The organism is Arthrobacter sp. JUb115 (assembly GCF_004365035.1).
Taxonomy (GTDB): domain Bacteria; phylum Actinomycetota; class Actinomycetes; order Actinomycetales; family Micrococcaceae; genus Glutamicibacter.
Genome location: NZ_SOBS01000001.1, coordinates 370,386 through 387,796, shown reverse-complemented (window position 1 = coordinate 387,796; position 17,411 = coordinate 370,386). Strand labels below are relative to the sequence as shown.

Here is a 17,411-nt window from a genome sequence, read left to right as displayed (position 1 = left end):
TTGCTACCCCTAGTGGTGCCACAATTAACCACAGATTCGATCCCAGTATTCACGCGCAAAGGATAACCGTGTCCAAGAAGAAGCACACTGATCCCACCCTGGTTCCCGAGGCCTACCGCCCGACGGAGCAAGCCGCTGCAGCAGAGCAGGGGGAGCGGTCGCGTGCTTCTGGCAATGAAAAGGGCGGAAGCCAGCGCAATTTGCAGTACCCGGAAGCGCCAGAAGCGCTTCCAGTGCCAGTGGTCGATAACCATACGCATCTGGATTTCCTTGACGGAACTGTGAAGGTCACGGCTGCCGATGCCCTGGCGGCGGCGGCAGCTGTTGGCGTGAAAGGGCTGATCCAGGTCGGCTGCGACGTGGAGTCATCGGAATACGCGGTCCAGGTAGCTAACGAGTACTCGAATATCCTGGCCGCGGTAGCCATTCACCCCAACGATGCCGCGCGTCTGGCTGAACGCGGGGAGCTGGAAGGAGCGATCGCGCGGATCGAAGAACTTGCCGCGGATCCGCGGGTGCGTGCAATTGGCGAAACCGGGTTGGACTACTTCCGTACCGGTGAAGACGGACGTGGCGCCCAGGAGCATTCCTTCCGGGAGCATCTGCGCATTGCGGTGGAGCAGGGCAAGGCCCTGCAGATCCATGACCGGGATGCCCATGAGGACGTGGTTCGTGTGCTCAAGGACGCGCCATTGCCGGGGAAAGTGGTCTTCCACTGCTTCTCTGGGGACGCGGCATTAGCCCGGATCTGCAACGACAACGGCTGGTACATGTCGTTCTCTGGAACTGTGACATTCAAGAATTCGCATGATCTTCGCGAGGCCTTGGCGCTGGCGGATCCAGAACTGCTTCTGGTAGAAACCGACGCACCGTTCTTGACGCCGCACCCCTTCCGGGGCCGCCCGAACGCCAGCTACATGATTCCGTACACGACTAGGTTCTTGGCGGAAACCAAGGGGATCGATCTGGCCGAATTCTGCACCCGGATCGATGCGAATACGCGAGAAGTGTACGGAGAATTCTAGACCCGGAGGTTGTGTGTCTCGTTACAGGACACTTGCCACAAATATAACAATTCGGTTACGGTGGATGAGATGTCCGGTACCGCCCCCGCCTATTTTCGGCACGGTGTGTTCAGGACAGCCTGATCCTCACGCCTTGCTGCAAGTGGAAACACGGCGCAACTTTGACTGAAGGACAGGCAGCGAACACTGCCGGGCCCAACCGGAGATCCTGACAGGATTCCCGCAGTTGGGTCTACAAACGATGGGGACCTCATTACCGTGACTCACTTGCTCAAGAAGACCTGGGTGAAATACCTGGCTCAGGCGCTCGCCGTAGCTGTGGTTATTGCCGGTGCTGTTTTCTATATTTCTGGCCAGAAATCGGTCGTCGTGTCGGTGGACGGCCAGCGCCAGGAAATCACCACCCGTGCTGCCACCGTTGGCGCACTGCTGGAACAGCAGGATGTTGCCTTGGCTGAGCGCGACGAGATCTCCGCAGCACTGGATTCCGAGCTTGCCGACCAGCAGCTTGTTGATATCAAGCGCAACAAGTCGATCGAAGTAACCGTGGATGGCACCGAGCGCGTTGTGCACACTACCGGCATGACCGTTGCCGACGTGGTTGAACAGCTCGACCTGGATAAGGATTCCGAGGTTTCCCTCGATGAGGACATGCAGCTCGCAGCCTTGAGCGATGAATTGGAAGTCATCACGCCCAAGGAAATGACCCTGGTCGTCAAGGACAAGAAGAAGAAAATCGCAACGACTGCTTTGACCGTCAAGCAATTGCTTGCCGACGAGAAGATCAAGGTCGACGGCAACGACGAAATCAACGTCAAGATCAAGGACGAAACCGACAAGGACGTCAAGGACAGCGTCAAGCTGGCCGCGGGCACCACTGTCGAGGTGATCGACGTAACGGTCAAGACGTGGGACGAAACGCGCGACATCGACTTCGAGACCAAGAAGGTCAAGGACAGCTCGTTGGATAAGGGCGACACCGAGGTCAAGACCGAAGGCAAGAAGGGCGAGCGTGAGCTGACCCTGCGCCAGGAAACCCGCAACGGCAAGAAGGGCGAGGAAGAAGTCCTCAAGTCCAAGGTCACCAAGAAGCCCGTTGCCGAGGAAATCCGTGTTGGCACCAAGGAAGAGAAGAAGGAAACTTCAACTTCCAAGAACACTCCAACCCCGAGCAGCATTTCCTCGACCTGGGCTGCACTGGCCAAGTGCGAATCCGGCGGCAACTGGTCGATCAACACCGGCAACGGCTACTACGGCGGACTGCAGTTCTCTGCATCGTCGTGGCGCAATGTGGGTGGCACCCGGTACGCACCGCTGCCGCACCAGGCAACTCCGCAGGAGCAGATCGCTGCAGCTGAAGTGCTGCGTCGATCAGGCGGCTGGGGCCACTGGCCATCGTGCTCGTCCAAGCTGGGCCTGCGCTAAAAGCAAAAGCCGAATAACAACGCGACGCGTCCACCATCACGGTGGATGCGTCGCGTTGTTATGTTTGGATCAATTTAGCTGAACTAGAATTGGATTTGTGATGTCTAAGGAATCTTTGCCGCTGCTTGGGGCCACCGAAATCCGTCGTCTGGCCGAAGAGCTGGGAATCCGCCCTACCAAGACGCTGGGGCAGAACTTTGTAATCGATGGGAACACCATCCGCCGCATTGTCGCCGCCGCCAAAGTCGACCCATCCGAAACAGTGCTGGAAGTAGGCCCGGGCCTAGGTTCCCTGACCCTGGGCATCATGGATGCCGCCGCCAAAGTCGTGGCCGTGGAGATCGATCCACCCCTGGCAAAGCGACTGCCGCAGACCATGGCCGAGTTCCGCCCTGGCCGAGAAGACGATCTGACCGTGATCCTTTCCGACGCCATGAAGGTCACCGAACTTCCCGGCGAGCCAACCTCGCTGGTCGCCAACCTTCCCTATAACGTTGCCGTCCCGGTGGTGCTGCACCTGCTGGAGCACTTCCCGTCCATCCGCAATGGCTTGGTCATGGTGCAGGACGAAGTTGCCGACCGGATGGCCGCCACCCCGGGCAATAAGATCTATGGCGTCCCATCGGTGAAGGGCGCCTGGTACGGAACCATGCGCAAGGCTGGCGTGATCGGCATGAACGTCTTCTGGCCAGCTCCGAAGATCCACTCCGGCCTAGTGGGGTTCACCCGCGACAAGGACCGCAGCGATGCCCCGGATCGCAAGGAAGTCTTCGCCATCATCGATGCAGCCTTCGCCCAGCGCCGCAAGACGCTGCGCGCTGCCCTCTCCGGCTGGGCAGGCTCCGGTGCTCGTGCAGAACAGATCCTGGTTGCAGCAGGCATTGATCCGAAGGAACGCGGCGAGAAGCTGGATATTGACCAGTACATCGACATTGCCCGTGCCGCACAGGATATTCCGGCTGAAGCTCCAGCTAGCGAGGCATAAGCATGTCTAAGCAGCGTGTCATCGCGACCGCACCGGGCAAAATCAACTGCTACTTCAAGGTCGGTCCTCCTCGCGAAGACGGATACCACGAAGTGGCGAGCCTCTACGTTGCGGTTTCCCTGGCCGAGCAGATTGAAGCGACGCTGCGCACCGACGGGGAATTGCAGCTGAGCCTGGAACCGAATTCCCCTGTGGTCTCCGAACCGGAAAGCTTTCCGCTGGGTGCAGGCAATCTGGTGCACCAGGCAGCCCAGCTGCTTCGCGAGCACACGGGCTGCAGCCTCGGAGCGAACCTGCACATCACCAAGCGCGTCCCGATCGCCGGCGGAATGGGTGGAGGCTCTGCAGACGCGGCGGCCACACTGGTAGCCTGCAACGAGTTGTGGGGAACCGGGTTGGACCGGGAAGAACTCGGCCGCTTGGGCGCACGCCTCGGTGCTGACGTGCCTTTCGCCTTGATGGGCGGGGCCGCCATCGGCCTGGGCATCGGCGACAAGCTTGCCCCGTTGCTGACTCGTGCCAAGACCCATTGGGTGCTGATCCCGGCCAGCTTTGGCCTGTCGACCCCACGAGTCTATGGCATGCTCGATCGCTTGCGTTCCGGCACGGAGATCGAAGTCCCGCAGGAAATCGATCCGGCGGTCATCGAAGCGCTGATGGCTTCGGACGCGCCAGCCTTGGCCCAAGTACTCGCCAATGACCTGACCCAGGCTTCCTTGGCCCTTGCCCCGGAACTAGGCACCATGCGCGATATGGCAGAAGGCGCCGGTGCCCTGCGAGCCATGGTTTCCGGTTCGGGGCCGACCTTGGCTCTGCTGGTCGAAGATGCCGAGCATGCTGAAGAGGTCATGGCCCAATTGGGCGATGAGGTGGGCGTCGCTACCATCCCGGTGACCGCTCCAGCGCCCGGAGCGCACATCACCGTTTCCGAATAATTTTTCCGGAAGTCCCTGTCTGGCCTTGGGCCGGGCAGGGATTTCCTGCATCATTTTCCGCCACCCCTCTTGTTGCGCCCTGGGCCCGGCCCTAGGCTGAGTCCCAAGGCAATTATTGAGAGCCATTCATTTTGGATCTGGGGCGGAATACAACATGCTCAATGGACACGTTTCGCACTGGTGGGAAAACATCGGCCTGCCAGAGCCACGCCAGCAATTACGCGGTCAGGGCACCGCAGATGTCGCCATCATCGGTGCCGGGTTCACCGGACTGTGGACCGCCTATTACCTGGCCAAGGCCAACCCGGATCTTCGCATCACGATCCTCGAAGCCCGGCACGTGGGCTACGGCGCCTCGGGGCGCAATGGGGGATGGCTGACCAACACCATCACCGCTGCCCGCGAACGCTACCTGAAATCCCATGGCAGGCAAGCAGTCAATGACTTCCAGCTGGCCATGAACCGGACCGTCGCCGAGGTCATCGAGGTGTGCGCTGCCGAGGGGATCGATGCAGATATCCTGCAGGGCGGCGAACTCGAAGTTGCCTACACCCCTGCCCAGGAAAAGCGCTTGCGCGCCGATGCCATGGCCGACGCGCAATGGGAACACACGCACACCGAACTGCTTGAAGCCGAGGCAGCGCAAGGCAAGGTCAACGTCGCCAATGCCCGGGCCGGGCTGTGGCATCCGCACGCGGCCAGAATCCATCCTGCAAAACTGGTACGCGGACTCGCCGAAGCCGTGGAGCGGCTCGGCGTACGGATCTATGAAAACACCCGCGCCACCACACTGCGCGCACGCCGCATCGAATTCGACGGTGGGTCATTGAACGCCGAGTACATCATCCGTGCCACCGAAGGGTTTACTGCCGGGCTAGCAGGACACAAGCGCTTGTGGCTCCCGATGAATTCGTCCTTGATTGCCACCGAACCGCTAGCTCCATCCATCTGGGACGAACTGGCATGGAACAACGGCGAGGTGCTGGGGGACTACGCCCACGTCTACATGTATGCCCAGCGCACCGCGGATCACCGCATTGCCATTGGAGGCCGGGGAGTGCCGTATAAATATGGTTCGCGCACGGATGCCGATGGCCAGACGCCGCAAAGCACCGTGGAGGGACTGCAGGAAATCCTGCACCGCATGTTCCCGCAGACCCGGAATTCGAGAATCGATCATGCCTGGTCCGGGGTACTGGGAGTGCCGCGGGACTGGGCCGCTACCGTTGGGCTGGACCCGGCGACCGGACTGGGCTGGGCCGGCGGCTATGTCGGCACCGGGGTCGGCGCAGCGAACCTGGCCGGACGAACCTTGCGCGACTTGATCCTCGGGGAAAGCACTGAATTGGCCAATCTGCCGTGGGTCAATCACCAGGTGCGCAAATGGGAGCCGGAACCACTGCGCTGGCTGGCAACCAAGGGGCTCTATGCAGCCTATGGTGCCGCAGATCGAAGCGAACTGAAAGGACGGGGGAGCTCCTCGCCGCTGGCCGTGCTGGCCGATAGAATCACCGGAAAGCCTTGAGCGCTGGCACTGCGGGACATAGGCTGTGGCCATGGGACTTGATAAACGTGGAATCTATGTTTGCGCACTAGCACTAGTGCTCATTATTTCTGGCGTCTTGATGATCACGCTGATGCAGGCCGGAATCCTTGGCTGGGCACTGCAAGGTGCCGGAATCATCGTCATGGCCATCTCGGTGGGTGCGGCGCGTACGCCCAGGGCCCGTGCCTGAGGTGCGCGAGGAGCCCATGGGCGCCTGCAGCTTGTCGGCACGCGGCCAGAACTACCTCCTGCGCGAAGCACGGGCAACGGATCTTGAACAGATCATTGCCTTGATGGCAGATGATGAGATCCGTCGTGCAGAGCATGCGGACGCTGGGGACGCCGGGGAACAGTATTTGGAGGCTTTCAACGAGATTCACGCAGACCCAGCGCATACGCTGATCGTGGTGGAGGGCAATGACGGAGCCATTGCCGGCACGATGCAGCTGACCATGTTGCCGGGTCTTGCGCGCAGGGGAGCTAAGCGGATGCAGATCGAGGCAGTGCGCGTGGCCAGCGCGTTGCGCGGCGGGGGCCTGGGAACGGAAATGATCCGCTGGGCCATTTCCGAAGCCGAAAGCAAGAGAATTCCGCTGGTCCAGCTGACAAGCGACGCGCAACGCCAGGACGCGCACCGCTTTTACGAGGGGCTAGGATTTACCGCGTCGCATGTGGGCTTCAAAATGCACCTGGCTATAAGCCCTTGATCTTGTAGATTCGTTGCAATCCGGAGGTCGTCTGGCCCCATTCGCTCTTCGCGGCCCGCTGCTGGTGGGCCTCGAAAGCGGCACTGTCTTCGAATTCCTCGTGCACCAGCCAGACCCAGGGATCGCCGGTTTGCGTGACAGAGAAAGAAATGCAGCCGTCTTCCGCCTTGGTGAGGCGTATATGCTCCGGCAGCAATTTCTCCACCAATTCAGCCTCAGCCGCGTCCGCGCACAGCAACCGGCCCTCCATGATCACAATTCCTATGTTCGCCAGTCTGCCACGATCTTGAGTGGATTGGGGAAAAATCACAGTATAAGGAGATGGCCCGGAAACCAGTATTTCCGGGAATTCTTTTTGGCCGACTTACGCAGGTGTGATTGTTAGCTTCGTTTGACGGTTAAGTCGTAACTTCGATTGGCGGCTTTCCAGCAACGAGGCGGATATGAACCACTAAAGTTCACCTCCTGGCGGATTGGCTGCGGCATAGCTTACGACGGCTTGAGCTGCGGCCTGGACGGCTGCTCGTGTTTGCCGTTGAGACACCAGCCACATCGTAATCTCGAGCGGGAGGCCAAGTATTGGCCGCCAACGCCAACCAGGCAACTGGCGTTGGGCTGTCATCTGGCTGACCAGCGCCACATCGGCATCTGCAACCTCCGCACTTGCCCTGGCGTGTTCAACGAACTGCGCAAACTGCCACTTTGGCTGCACGCCCGCCTCCAAGGCACTGCCGAGAATCCCCTCCTGTTGCGGCGTCGGCACCTGATCCCGCGAGTGGATAAGCACACGAACGCCGTCCAAGGAGGGCACAGTCAGCTCGGCCTCATGCATGAGCGCCGAACCAGGTCGTATGGCCAGGCCAAAGGCTTCCTGGCGTAGCTTCCACGAGGCGTATTCGTCAGGGGGTTGCTGATGGAGCATCGCCAAGTTTTGCCTGCCCTCACGAAGCATGCGTAATTGAACGGAGCTGTTGGCTTCGATCAAGGTCGGAGTGCAGGCTGGCGCAAGGGACGCACCGCCGAAGACGCAGCACGCCTGGTCGGGTGGAGCCGTGCCACGTTCTACCGTCATCTCGGTGATCCAGGGATAAACACGGGCACAGAGTAACTTTTCAATTCACAAATGCATGCAAGTATTCACATCGACCGAAATTCCATGTCAGCAAGGTCTCGCAACGGGCTTGTACGCACGACTAGATGTTGCTACTTGAAGCCCATGGTTGCGAGACTTTCGAAGCGTTGAATTTTCAGTGCTTTTGATGCGGGGGAGCGGTGTTCGAAGAGACGTCTTGCAACCTATTGGTTACAAGACATGTCGCCGAATGTATTTACCTTGTTTGTCTTCTTATTTAGGTAGCCCCCGGGTCTATGAAAAAAGCAACCGTTGCATCGAGGGGTTCACTTAGAATCAGCCCATTGCATTCGACGATCGAGTGGCCGATACAGTCGTCAGCAGTAAGGCGCTTTTAGAGGTGCCGGAAATTAAGAAACCCGCCGGATGCCGGCGAACAGCCTTTGTACGCGTACTTGGCCACGAGGGATTTACTAAATAACTGAGTCAGCAATAACTGTGTCAGCGGAAATGATCGACCTAGAACTCGTGAGTTAGAGATTTAGCGCTCATGGGTTAGAAAGGGTGAATTTTGGGGTGAATTTAACCCGTGAGCCGACGAAAGGTTATTTTCAGTTGGACACTCTTGAAGTACTTGCAGTTCTGTGAAGATGGTAGATAATTCACGAGCTCCAAATTGGGAAGAATCACATCACTTCTGACGCGTGATTATTTCACCTTCCCTTCGTGCTCCAGTGTCACGAAAAGTGAAATCCTCTGGCGCGAATGACTTCAATTGCTACTCACCGAGAGAGCTGTTCTAAATATAGCCATGTCAAAATCATTTTCCAACGCCAAATTTAGTAAGGTATGAAAATTTTCAAATCGAAACGCGTACTTGGCTCAGCATGAATGTATCTGAGAGAGAATAGCGATCTTCGATCATAAAATCCGTGGTTGCGAGCTTCTGGAAATCTAGCTCGTATGCATAACGCGCAAATTCGCATAGTAATCCTTCCCTGACCTCAGCTATTTCCAACCTGATAGTCCCATTTATCACCTTGCTAGACTCGCGATGTCCACAGTGGGGGAAGTCTGCGTTTAGGGAACCAGACGGGTGTTTACCACCCTGCTAAACAACGGTAATTGGGAATATGAAAATGCGAATAGAGCACGAATCTGGCGTATCAAAACGCTGGAAATCTATGCTTGCCTCGTTCCTTGCGATAACCGTCGGAATTGGAATGGCAGGTGTAGCGCCAGCAGTGGCCGCGCCTTCCTCCGATTCGTCTGTAGCAGATACAGCTGTCGCAAGCGCCGACTCGCAAGAAGGCGGACCGGAAGGTCAAGAAGCAAGTGATTCAAGAGCGGACAAAGAGTCCACAGCAGTCAATAATATTCAGGGCACAATAGCACCGCAAGTTGGTACTCGTGCCGCCGCCGGTGCTGGCATGTTCTTGGAAAAGAATCTGACCAGTAATGAAGTGATTCGTCCGGGCGATTTCGTCAACTACGAGATCAAGCTGGGCTGCTCCTCAAACACTGAACCGTGTAGCGATGCGTTTCTGATTGATGCCCTTCCTGAACCATTGGTGCTGGAAAGCATTAATTACAACGGGTTCGCGAAGGATATTACCGAAGAACCCTCGGAAGATGGCACTTCGGTAAAGCTGACTTTCAATGAAACCTCTGAGGACCGCCCCGGGAAAATCGGTATCAACGATGGCACCGACTACACGATAACCATCGTGGCAAAGTTCCCCGATAACGCGGACCCAAAATTCAACGGCCAGCAGCTGATTAACGAAGCAGAACTCACTTCTGACCTTGGATCCATCAAGGACCCAGCCGAAGCTGTTGTTCCGAACATTGATCTGGCTCCCAACGCCGAAATTACTAAGCAGTGGTCCGAAGATGTGCTGGAGCAAGGAGCTGATAAGAACATCAGCGCGACGCTCGGAGGAATCAAGAACACCTCAAAGGTGGGCGCAACTTCGCTGATCATCGAGGAGCCATCAGGCAATTCCGCTCCATTCGCTTCAGTTGAATTCACCGGATTCGGTGACATTGTCTACCCCGAGGGTGCCGATGAACTCGTCGTTTCCTACTTCGTGGGTGACGCGCCAGAACCTCAGGTTCTAGAAACCGCCAACCCTAACGCACCGCCTGTATTCCCGGAGAGCTTTGATCTAAAAACCATTACCGGGTTTAAATTCGTCTTCACCTCAACGAAATCAACCGACACCGAAGGCGGAATCATCGCCAACGGTACAACTGGATCGATTCCACTGAACACCGTCCTACGCGATGGTGCCGAAGCCGCTGTGGTCGCGAATGAAACCAACATCATCGCTGTACTCCCTAACGGCGAACAGAATGACCCTTTCACTGCTGAAGATAGCTTCGTGATTGAGTCGGCAAACTACACGGTAGATGCCACGAAGTCCTTCTCCCCGGAGTTGGTCGTTGCTGGTGATGCCGCAGAAATTGGTGAAGGGCGCAATGCTTCTACGGTGAAGCTTGGACTGACCAACACCTCAAATCGAAATCTCACTAATCTAACTTTGAAGGAACCCGCAACGGGTACTTCACCGTTCGGCGAAGGTATTGATTTCGACCAGTTCAACGGCGGCACCTGGCCAGCCGGAGCCACCGCGGGTGTGCTGACGGTTGACGGCATAGAATACCTACTTGAGAACAATGACGGAAAGATCTCCTTGCCTGACAATCTTCCTGCGGGTAGTGACGTCAAGGGCTTTGAAATCTCCTTCGACGGCACTTTCGCCCCTGGATCTGGATACGAGTTCGAATTCGGTGTTCTGGCAACCGCAGTTTCTCCCGACGGCTACAAGAACGTTGTTCTGGGCCAGGGCACTCCCTCTGGAAACCAAGATGTCGTCGAAGACGAAGCCGATGCGACCTTGCTGGTCCAGGAGCCAAAATTCGCGTTGATCGGTGGCAAGGGGTTTACCCCTCACCGCATCGAAGGTATACCGGGCGACAAGACTACCGTTTGGCTAAACACCAAGGTTGATCAGAACAACACCAACATGGACGTCCGCGAGATCGTGCAGACCGACGACTTCTCATCAATGGTCCCCGCACTCAAGGCCAACAGCATCTCGGTGCCGGCTACCCAGGGGGCCACTAAGGTCGTTGTAAAATATAAGGATGCCAGCGGTGATTGGCATGACTTGGTCATCTCCGAAGACGGCAAGGCAATCGAAAACACCATCTTGCCCGAAAGTGCTACCGGAGTTCAGATTACCTACACTCGCGATTCAGGCTCGTTCCCGCACGACAAGGATGTGCAGGCATTAGTCAACTTCGAGGTCATTACGGAGCTATCCGATGAGTTGAAGACCGACAACGTCTTGGGTGTCAACAACGGTGACGATACCGAAGGGTCAGTCTGGGTCGACAAGAAGATTCAGCTGCAAAGTTCGAAGTCTTGGGACCCGAGCGTCATCGTTCAGAAACCTGTTTCCGAGGCGCCGACGAACAAGAACCCAACGAGCGCCTTGAGCCTATGGGCGAAGAACACTTCAACCTATGGTGTCGACAAGCTGTCGATCGTTGATTCGAAAGACGGCGAGGTTAATCCTTTTGACTACGTTGACATTACAAGTATCAGTGTGCGACTGTCTGACGAAGCACTCCAGGATCTAGCCCACCTGACTTTGAAGACCGCTGCTGGGGACCTGAACTTCACCGGTGCGGACGCTCTGACCCCAACGCTTTCGGACGGACGCAGCTGGGAAGAAGTCACAGCATTTGAATTCAGCCTCGCGAAGGACGGCGAAAAGCTGGTTCCACGCGACGCCGAGTTCTGGCTCTCTGTTGGCACCAAGCTGCGCGATGACCTCCGTGGCTCGGATCCGGCACAACCCATCGACGCAGCATTGGCCGAGCTTGACCGTATTGACGGCAAGCGCGGCTACGTTCTGCCTAACACGGCTGTAGCGACCGTTCAGCGCGGTGACGAATCGGCTGTCAAAGAACCACAGGCACCGCTGGAGATCATCACCGAAAACTCGGTGGATCTCAATGCAACTTTGACCAAGACGTTCAACCCCGAAGGCCCGATCGACTTCTTTACCAGCAACGGTAACCCCGCACCGGTAAACGTCACCTTGAACGTTAATAGCGGAACCCACAAGGCCGACTATGTTCAGATTGTGGATCAGGATCCAACATTCTGGAACACCTTCGACTTCGCCGGGTGGGATCCCGTCCCAAACAGCCGTGTCTACGATGTCACCATCGAGTACTTCACCGGTGCGGAGTATGTGTCGAAGGATGGAACGCTGGTCGCTGAAGGCGGCGACTGGACTACTACTGCGCCTGCTAATGATCAGGTTCAAGGCGTTCGAGTCACTGCTGAAGGTCGGAACTTTGAAGAACTTGTCAGCAATGACACGACCATCAAGTTCAATGTTCTGCCGCGGTACACCCTGCGCAGTGGTGAACTGATTGCACTCGAAGACGGTCAGAGTAATCCTGGCGAAACCCAGGCACTGGCAACCGAGAACACTGCTTCGGCAGAGGTCTCCCGTCTGGGCAAGGATCGTGACACCGACGACGCAACCGACGATCTGGTATTCAACCCGGGAAAGACCCATTCCGAGGTTTCTAAGACTTCGGATGCTCGCAACGGTCAGATCGCGCCGGGCCGTGAGTTGAACTACACGTTCACGGCCACCAACAACGGTACCGACGCGATCTTGAATCCTGTCATTACCGATATATTGCCAAGCGATGCTCAGGGTCCGAAGCTGATTCTTGATCCTGAATGGCAGTCGCTGACTACGTATTCTTTTGACAAGAAGTTCAACCAAGCGCCGGAAGGCAGCGCGGTTGATACCTCGAAGGTTGTTGCGGTTGAAGAAGGCAACTCTCTGAAGTTCAGCTTCCCCGAGGGAACCAAACTGTACCCGGGCGAATCGATCACCGTGAAGCTCCCAACCACGGTGCGTGGAGGGCTGAACGCGAAAGAAAAACTGGAGAACAAGGTCACCTTCAGCGGTGACAACTCCGAAGAGAGCAGCGATGACAATCTCGTTTCGATCATCGAAGGCCAAGCCTACTCATCACGTAAGCTCGTTCGCGAGGTTCTGACAGGTGGACAGACCGAGAAGACCGGCGTGTACAACGTCAACTCTAAGGTTGAAAACGCTGACACCTGCTACGAATTTGAAGGCGGATTCTATCGTTACCCATGCATCGTGGAGACCAAACCGGGCGGTATTGCCGAGTGGAACCTCAGCGTCACCAACACCGGTAACGTCAACGCGCAGCACATGGAAATTCTGGATATCTTCCCCTACATCGGTGACACCGGTGTAACGGGTTCCCAAGCCAGCACCCCGCGTGGTTCCCAGTGGATTCCAACCCTCTTGGACATCAAGCTGCCAGAAGTGCCTGCAGGAACCGACATGGTGCTCTCTTACCTGACCGGCGACCCTGCGCTGTGCAAGCCAACCGGCGCAAATATGCAGGATCCATGGGCTGGTTGCGACGGAAACTGGACCACCGAGCGTCCCGCTAATCCGAAGGAAATCAAGGGCATCAAACTTGTCCTGGATTCGTCCGAAGGGTTTGCGCCAGGCGAGAGAGTATCGCTGACCTTCACCACCGTTTCGGAAACTGAAATGCCCGAGGGCGCTTCGGACTTCGCGCCGGCGTGGAACTCCTTTGGTTACGCAGCCCAGGCTCAGGTAAATGGCCAAACCGATTACCGCAGCCAGGAGCCAATCAAGACTGGTATCACCTTCAAGCCTGAGGAGAAGGAGAAGGTCTCGGTCGGTGACTACGTCTGGATCGATGAAAATCGTGATGGTCTGCAGGATGAGGATGAGAAGGGCATCAAGGATGTCGTTCTGACCCTCGCCGGGCCGGATGGCAAGGAAGTTACCGATGTCTTCGGTAACCCAGTGCTGCCGACCATGACCGATGAGAACGGCCTTTACATCTTCGAGAACCTACCAGTCCTCGAAGACGGACAGTCCTACAAGGTGAGCATCGATCGCGAAGCGTCGAAGGAACCGTTGGCTCCTTACATTCCGACCATCGAGACAGATGATAGCCGTGAGAATGACTCCTCGACGTGGGAAGCAACCTCTACCGGTCTGACCGAAGACGGCCAGCATGATCCAACTTTGGACTTCGGATTTGTTACCCCGAAGGTCTCCGTTGGCGACTTTGTCTGGATCGATGAAAACCGTGACGGAATCCAGGATGAAGATGAGAAGGGCATCAAGGATGTCGTTCTGAAACTCGCTGGACCTGACGGTGAACCAGTAGTTGATATCAACGGCAACCCCGTTGAAGCAACTATCACCGATGAGAATGGATTCTATGAATTCAAGGACCTGCCGGTACTCGAAGATGGACAGTCCTACAAGGTGACTATCGATCGGGAAGCTTCTAAGGAACCGTTGGCTCCTTACATTCCGACCATCGAGACTGACGACAGTCGTGAGAATGATTCGTCGACATGGGAAGCCATTTCACAGGGGCTGACTGAAGACGGGCAGCACGATCCAACCTTGGACTTCGGATTTGTTACCCCGAAGGTTTCCGTTGGTGACTATGTCTGGATCGATGAAAACCGTGACGGAATCCAGGATGAAGATGAGAAGGGCATCAAGGATGTCGTTCTGACCATCACCGGGCCGGATGGCAAGCCAGTAGTGGATGTCAACGGGAAGCCTGTTGGGCCAACCACCACCGACGAAAACGGCTACTACGTCTTTGACAACCTGCCGGTTCTCGAAGATGGACAGTCCTACACGGTGAGCATCGATCGTGAAGCGTCGAAGGAACCTTTGGCTCCTTACATTCCGACCATCGAGACTGACGACAGTCGTGAGAATGATTCGTCGACTTGGGAAGCCATTTCGGAGGGTTTGACTGAAAATGACGATCATGATCCAACGTTGGACTTCGGTTTCGTCACGATTCCGAAGGTTTCCGTTGGTGACTATGTCTGGATCGATGAAAACCGTGACGGAATCCAAGATGAGGATGAGAAGGGCATCAAGGATGTCGTTCTGAAGCTTGTTGGACCAGATGGTGAGCCAGTAGTGGATGTCAACGGTAACCCTGTTGAACCGACTACTACCGATGAGAATGGTTTCTACGAGTTCAAGGATCTTCCTGTACTTGAAGAGGGGCAGTCCTACAAGGTGATCATTGATCAGGACGCGTCGAAGGAACCATTGGCTCCTTACGTGCCAACCAAGGAAAACGGCGCCGATCGAGATAAAGATTCCTCGACTTGGGAAGCTGAGTCGGGTGACCTGACTGAAGACGGTCAGCGTGATCCAACCCTGGACTTCGGGTTCATTGCTCCGAAGGTCTCCGTTGGTGACTACGTCTGGGTCGATGAAAACCGTGACGGAATCCAAGATGAGGATGAGAAGGGCATCAAGGATGTCGTTCTGAAGCTTGTTGGACCAGATGGTGAGCCAGTAGTGGATGTCAACGGTAACCCTGTTGAACCGACCACTACCGATGAGAATGGTTTCTACGAGTTCAAGGATCTTCCTGTACTCGAAGAGGGGCAGTCCTACACGGTGAGCATTGATCGAGAAGCGTCTAAGGAACCGTTGGCTCCTTACGTGCCAACGATTGAGACCGATGGTAGCCGTGAGAATGATTCGTCGACTTGGGAAGCCATTTCGGAGGGTTTGACTGAAGATGGCGAGCATGATCCAACGTTGGACTTCGGTTTTGTTATTGCTCCAGAGGAACCACGGGTCTCCGTTGGTGACTACGTTTGGGTTGATGAGAACAACGACGGACTACAGGATGAGGATGAAAAGGGCATCAAGGATGTTGTTCTGACTCTTGTTGGTCCAGATGGCAAACCTGTAGTGGATGTCAACGGTAATCCTGTTGAACCGACTACTACCGATGAGAACGGTTTCTACGAGTTCAAGGACCTTCCTGTACTCGAAGAAGGTAAGTCCTACACGGTGAGCATCGACCGAGAAGCATCTAAGGAAGCTTTGGCTCCTTATGTGCCAACTGTTGAGACGGAAGATAGCCGTGAGAATGATTCATCGACTTGGGAAGCCAAGTCGGAGGGTCTGACCGAAGATGGTCAGCACGATCCAACCTTGGACTTCGGTTTTGTACTGAAACCTGAGCCGGTCAAGACTTATGCCGTGGGCGACTATGTCTGGGTTGATAAGAACAATGATGGGTTGCAAGGCGATTCTGAAGTTCTTGATGGCGTCAAGGTAATTCTGCTTGACGGTAACGGTGAGGAAGTTTCCTCGACGACTACCGATAAGAATGGCCGCTATATCTTTGATGAGCTGCTGGCCGGCGATTACCAGGTCAAGTTCGAGCTGACTGCCGAGCAGGCTGAGAAGTATGAATTTACTTCGCAGGATGCTGGGGAAGATGATGCGAATGACTCGGATGCTGATCCGAAGTCTGGCCTGACTATCAAGTTCACCTTGGATGACGAGAATTCTTCGTTGACCAAGGATTACGCCGATCAGGAGTTCAAGGCTACTGAGGGTATCGACCCAACGTGGGATGCCGGTGTGGTTCTGAAACCAGAACCAGAGCCGACTGAACCAACTGTTGAGCCGACGGAACCTACGACTCCGACGGAACCTACCGTGGAGCCGACGGAACCTACGACTCCGACGGAACCCACGACTCCGACGGAACCTACGGTGGAGCCGACGGAACCTACGACTCCGACGGAACCTACGGTGGAGCCGACGGAACCTACGACTCCGACGGAACCGACGGAACCTACGACTCCGACGGAACCGACGGAACCTACGACTCCGACGGAACCGACGGAACCTACGACTCCGACGGAACCTATCGTGGAGCCGACTGAGCCGACTGAGCCGACTGAGGAACCTTCGGTTTCCTTGGGCGATTATGTATGGGTCGATAAGAACCGCGACGGAATTCAGGATAAGGACGAAGACCCAATTGAGGGTGTCGTGCTGAAACTGATCGGCCCGGACGGCAAGGAAGTTGTTGATGTCAACGGGAACCCAGTCGGTCCGGTAACCACTGACGAGAATGGCTACTACAACTTCAAGGATCTTCCGGTCTTGAAGGATGGAGAGTCTTACACGGTGGTCATTGATCGGGAGGAATCCGCTGATGCTTTGGATGGCTACCTGCCAACCAAGGAAAATGGTACCGACCGGGATAAGGACTCTTCGACTTGGGAAGCTAAGTCTGAAGGTCTGACCGAAGATGGGGATCACGACGGGACTCTCGACTTCGGCTTCTATCTAGACGAAGATCCTGAACCGACTCCGACGGATCCAACTGAGCCGAGCCCGACGGATCCAACTGAGCCGAGCCCGACGGATCCAACTGAGCCGAGCCCGACGGATCCAACCGAGGAACCTGCAGAAGATTCAACCGAGTCGCCAGAGAAGAGCAAGGATCCTTCACAGGATCCAACCTCTGCTGAGAAGTCTGATCAGCCTTCAGGCTCGGACTCTGTGGATGGTTCCGAGGAACCGCAGCAGACGCAGAAGCCAAAAGACGATGGACTGGCTAGCACCGGTTTCACTGCCTTGTGGCTACTGGCGCTTGGTTTGGTCTTGACGGCGGCTGGTTTAGTTTTGGCTCGACGCACTCGCGGACGTCACAGCTAGTCAGCTCTTGAAGTAATACAAAAAGCAATGCCCGGATTTCCCATTTAGGAGATCCGGGCATTGCCTATTCCTAGCAATATTTCTCGACCG

The 17,411-nt window shown here is 56.1% G+C and carries 9 protein-coding genes and 1 pseudogene; 8 read left to right on the top strand and 2 right to left on the bottom strand.

Annotation, left to right across the window (positions count from 1 at the left end):
- The first annotated feature begins 68 nt into the window (after window positions 1-68).
- From EDF61_RS01805 to EDF61_RS01775, 7 genes are all read left to right on the top strand, one after another.
- The gene (locus EDF61_RS01805; protein WP_105657480.1) at window positions 69-1,025 is read left to right on the top strand and encodes a TatD family hydrolase; all 957 of its coding nucleotides are present in this window, start codon (window positions 69-71) and stop codon (window positions 1,023-1,025) included.
- 258 nt (window positions 1,026-1,283) lie between these two features.
- Window positions 1,284-2,450 (top strand): resuscitation-promoting factor, encoded by a 1,167-nt coding sequence (locus EDF61_RS01800; protein ID WP_133833063.1) that lies wholly within the window; start codon window positions 1,284-1,286, stop codon window positions 2,448-2,450.
- 100 nt (window positions 2,451-2,550) lie between these two features.
- Complete coding sequence (gene rsmA, locus EDF61_RS01795; protein WP_105657482.1) at window positions 2,551-3,435, top strand: 16S rRNA (adenine(1518)-N(6)/adenine(1519)-N(6))-dimethyltransferase RsmA; 885 nt, start codon at window positions 2,551-2,553, stop codon at window positions 3,433-3,435.
- A gap of 2 nt (window positions 3,436-3,437) precedes the next feature.
- On the top strand, window positions 3,438-4,370 hold the full coding sequence (locus EDF61_RS01790) for a 4-(cytidine 5'-diphospho)-2-C-methyl-D-erythritol kinase (RefSeq protein WP_105657483.1): 933 nt from the start codon (window positions 3,438-3,440) through the stop codon (window positions 4,368-4,370).
- A gap of 154 nt (window positions 4,371-4,524) precedes the next feature.
- Window positions 4,525-5,895, top strand: coding sequence for an NAD(P)/FAD-dependent oxidoreductase (locus tag EDF61_RS01785; RefSeq protein ID WP_133833062.1), 1,371 nt, complete (start codon window positions 4,525-4,527; stop codon window positions 5,893-5,895).
- Between the two features lie 31 nt (window positions 5,896-5,926).
- The gene (locus EDF61_RS01780) at window positions 5,927-6,106 is read left to right on the top strand and encodes a hypothetical protein (RefSeq protein ID WP_133833061.1); all 180 of its coding nucleotides are present in this window, start codon (window positions 5,927-5,929) and stop codon (window positions 6,104-6,106) included.
- Window positions 6,107-6,122: 16 nt separating this feature from the next.
- A complete protein-coding gene (locus EDF61_RS01775; protein WP_105661729.1) occupies window positions 6,123-6,623 on the top strand; it encodes a GNAT family N-acetyltransferase in 501 nt (166 codons plus the stop codon).
- On the opposite strand, the gene EDF61_RS01770 is transcribed toward EDF61_RS01775, so the two are convergent.
- Window positions 6,610-6,933, bottom strand: coding sequence for a putative quinol monooxygenase (locus tag EDF61_RS01770; RefSeq protein ID WP_286172052.1), 324 nt, complete (start codon window positions 6,931-6,933; stop codon window positions 6,610-6,612). The genes EDF61_RS01775 and EDF61_RS01770 overlap by 14 nt on opposite strands.
- 141 nt (window positions 6,934-7,074) lie before the next feature.
- A pseudogene (locus tag EDF61_RS01765) lies at window positions 7,075-7,617 on the bottom strand (type 2 periplasmic-binding domain-containing protein); the annotation flags it as partial.
- A 1,508-nt stretch (window positions 7,618-9,125) separates the two neighbouring features.
- Here EDF61_RS01765 and EDF61_RS18690 point away from each other — a divergent pair.
- A complete protein-coding gene (locus EDF61_RS18690; RefSeq protein WP_166650660.1) occupies window positions 9,126-17,321 on the top strand; it encodes an SdrD B-like domain-containing protein in 8,196 nt (2,731 codons plus the stop codon).
- The last annotated feature ends 90 nt before the right edge of the window (window positions 17,322-17,411 follow it).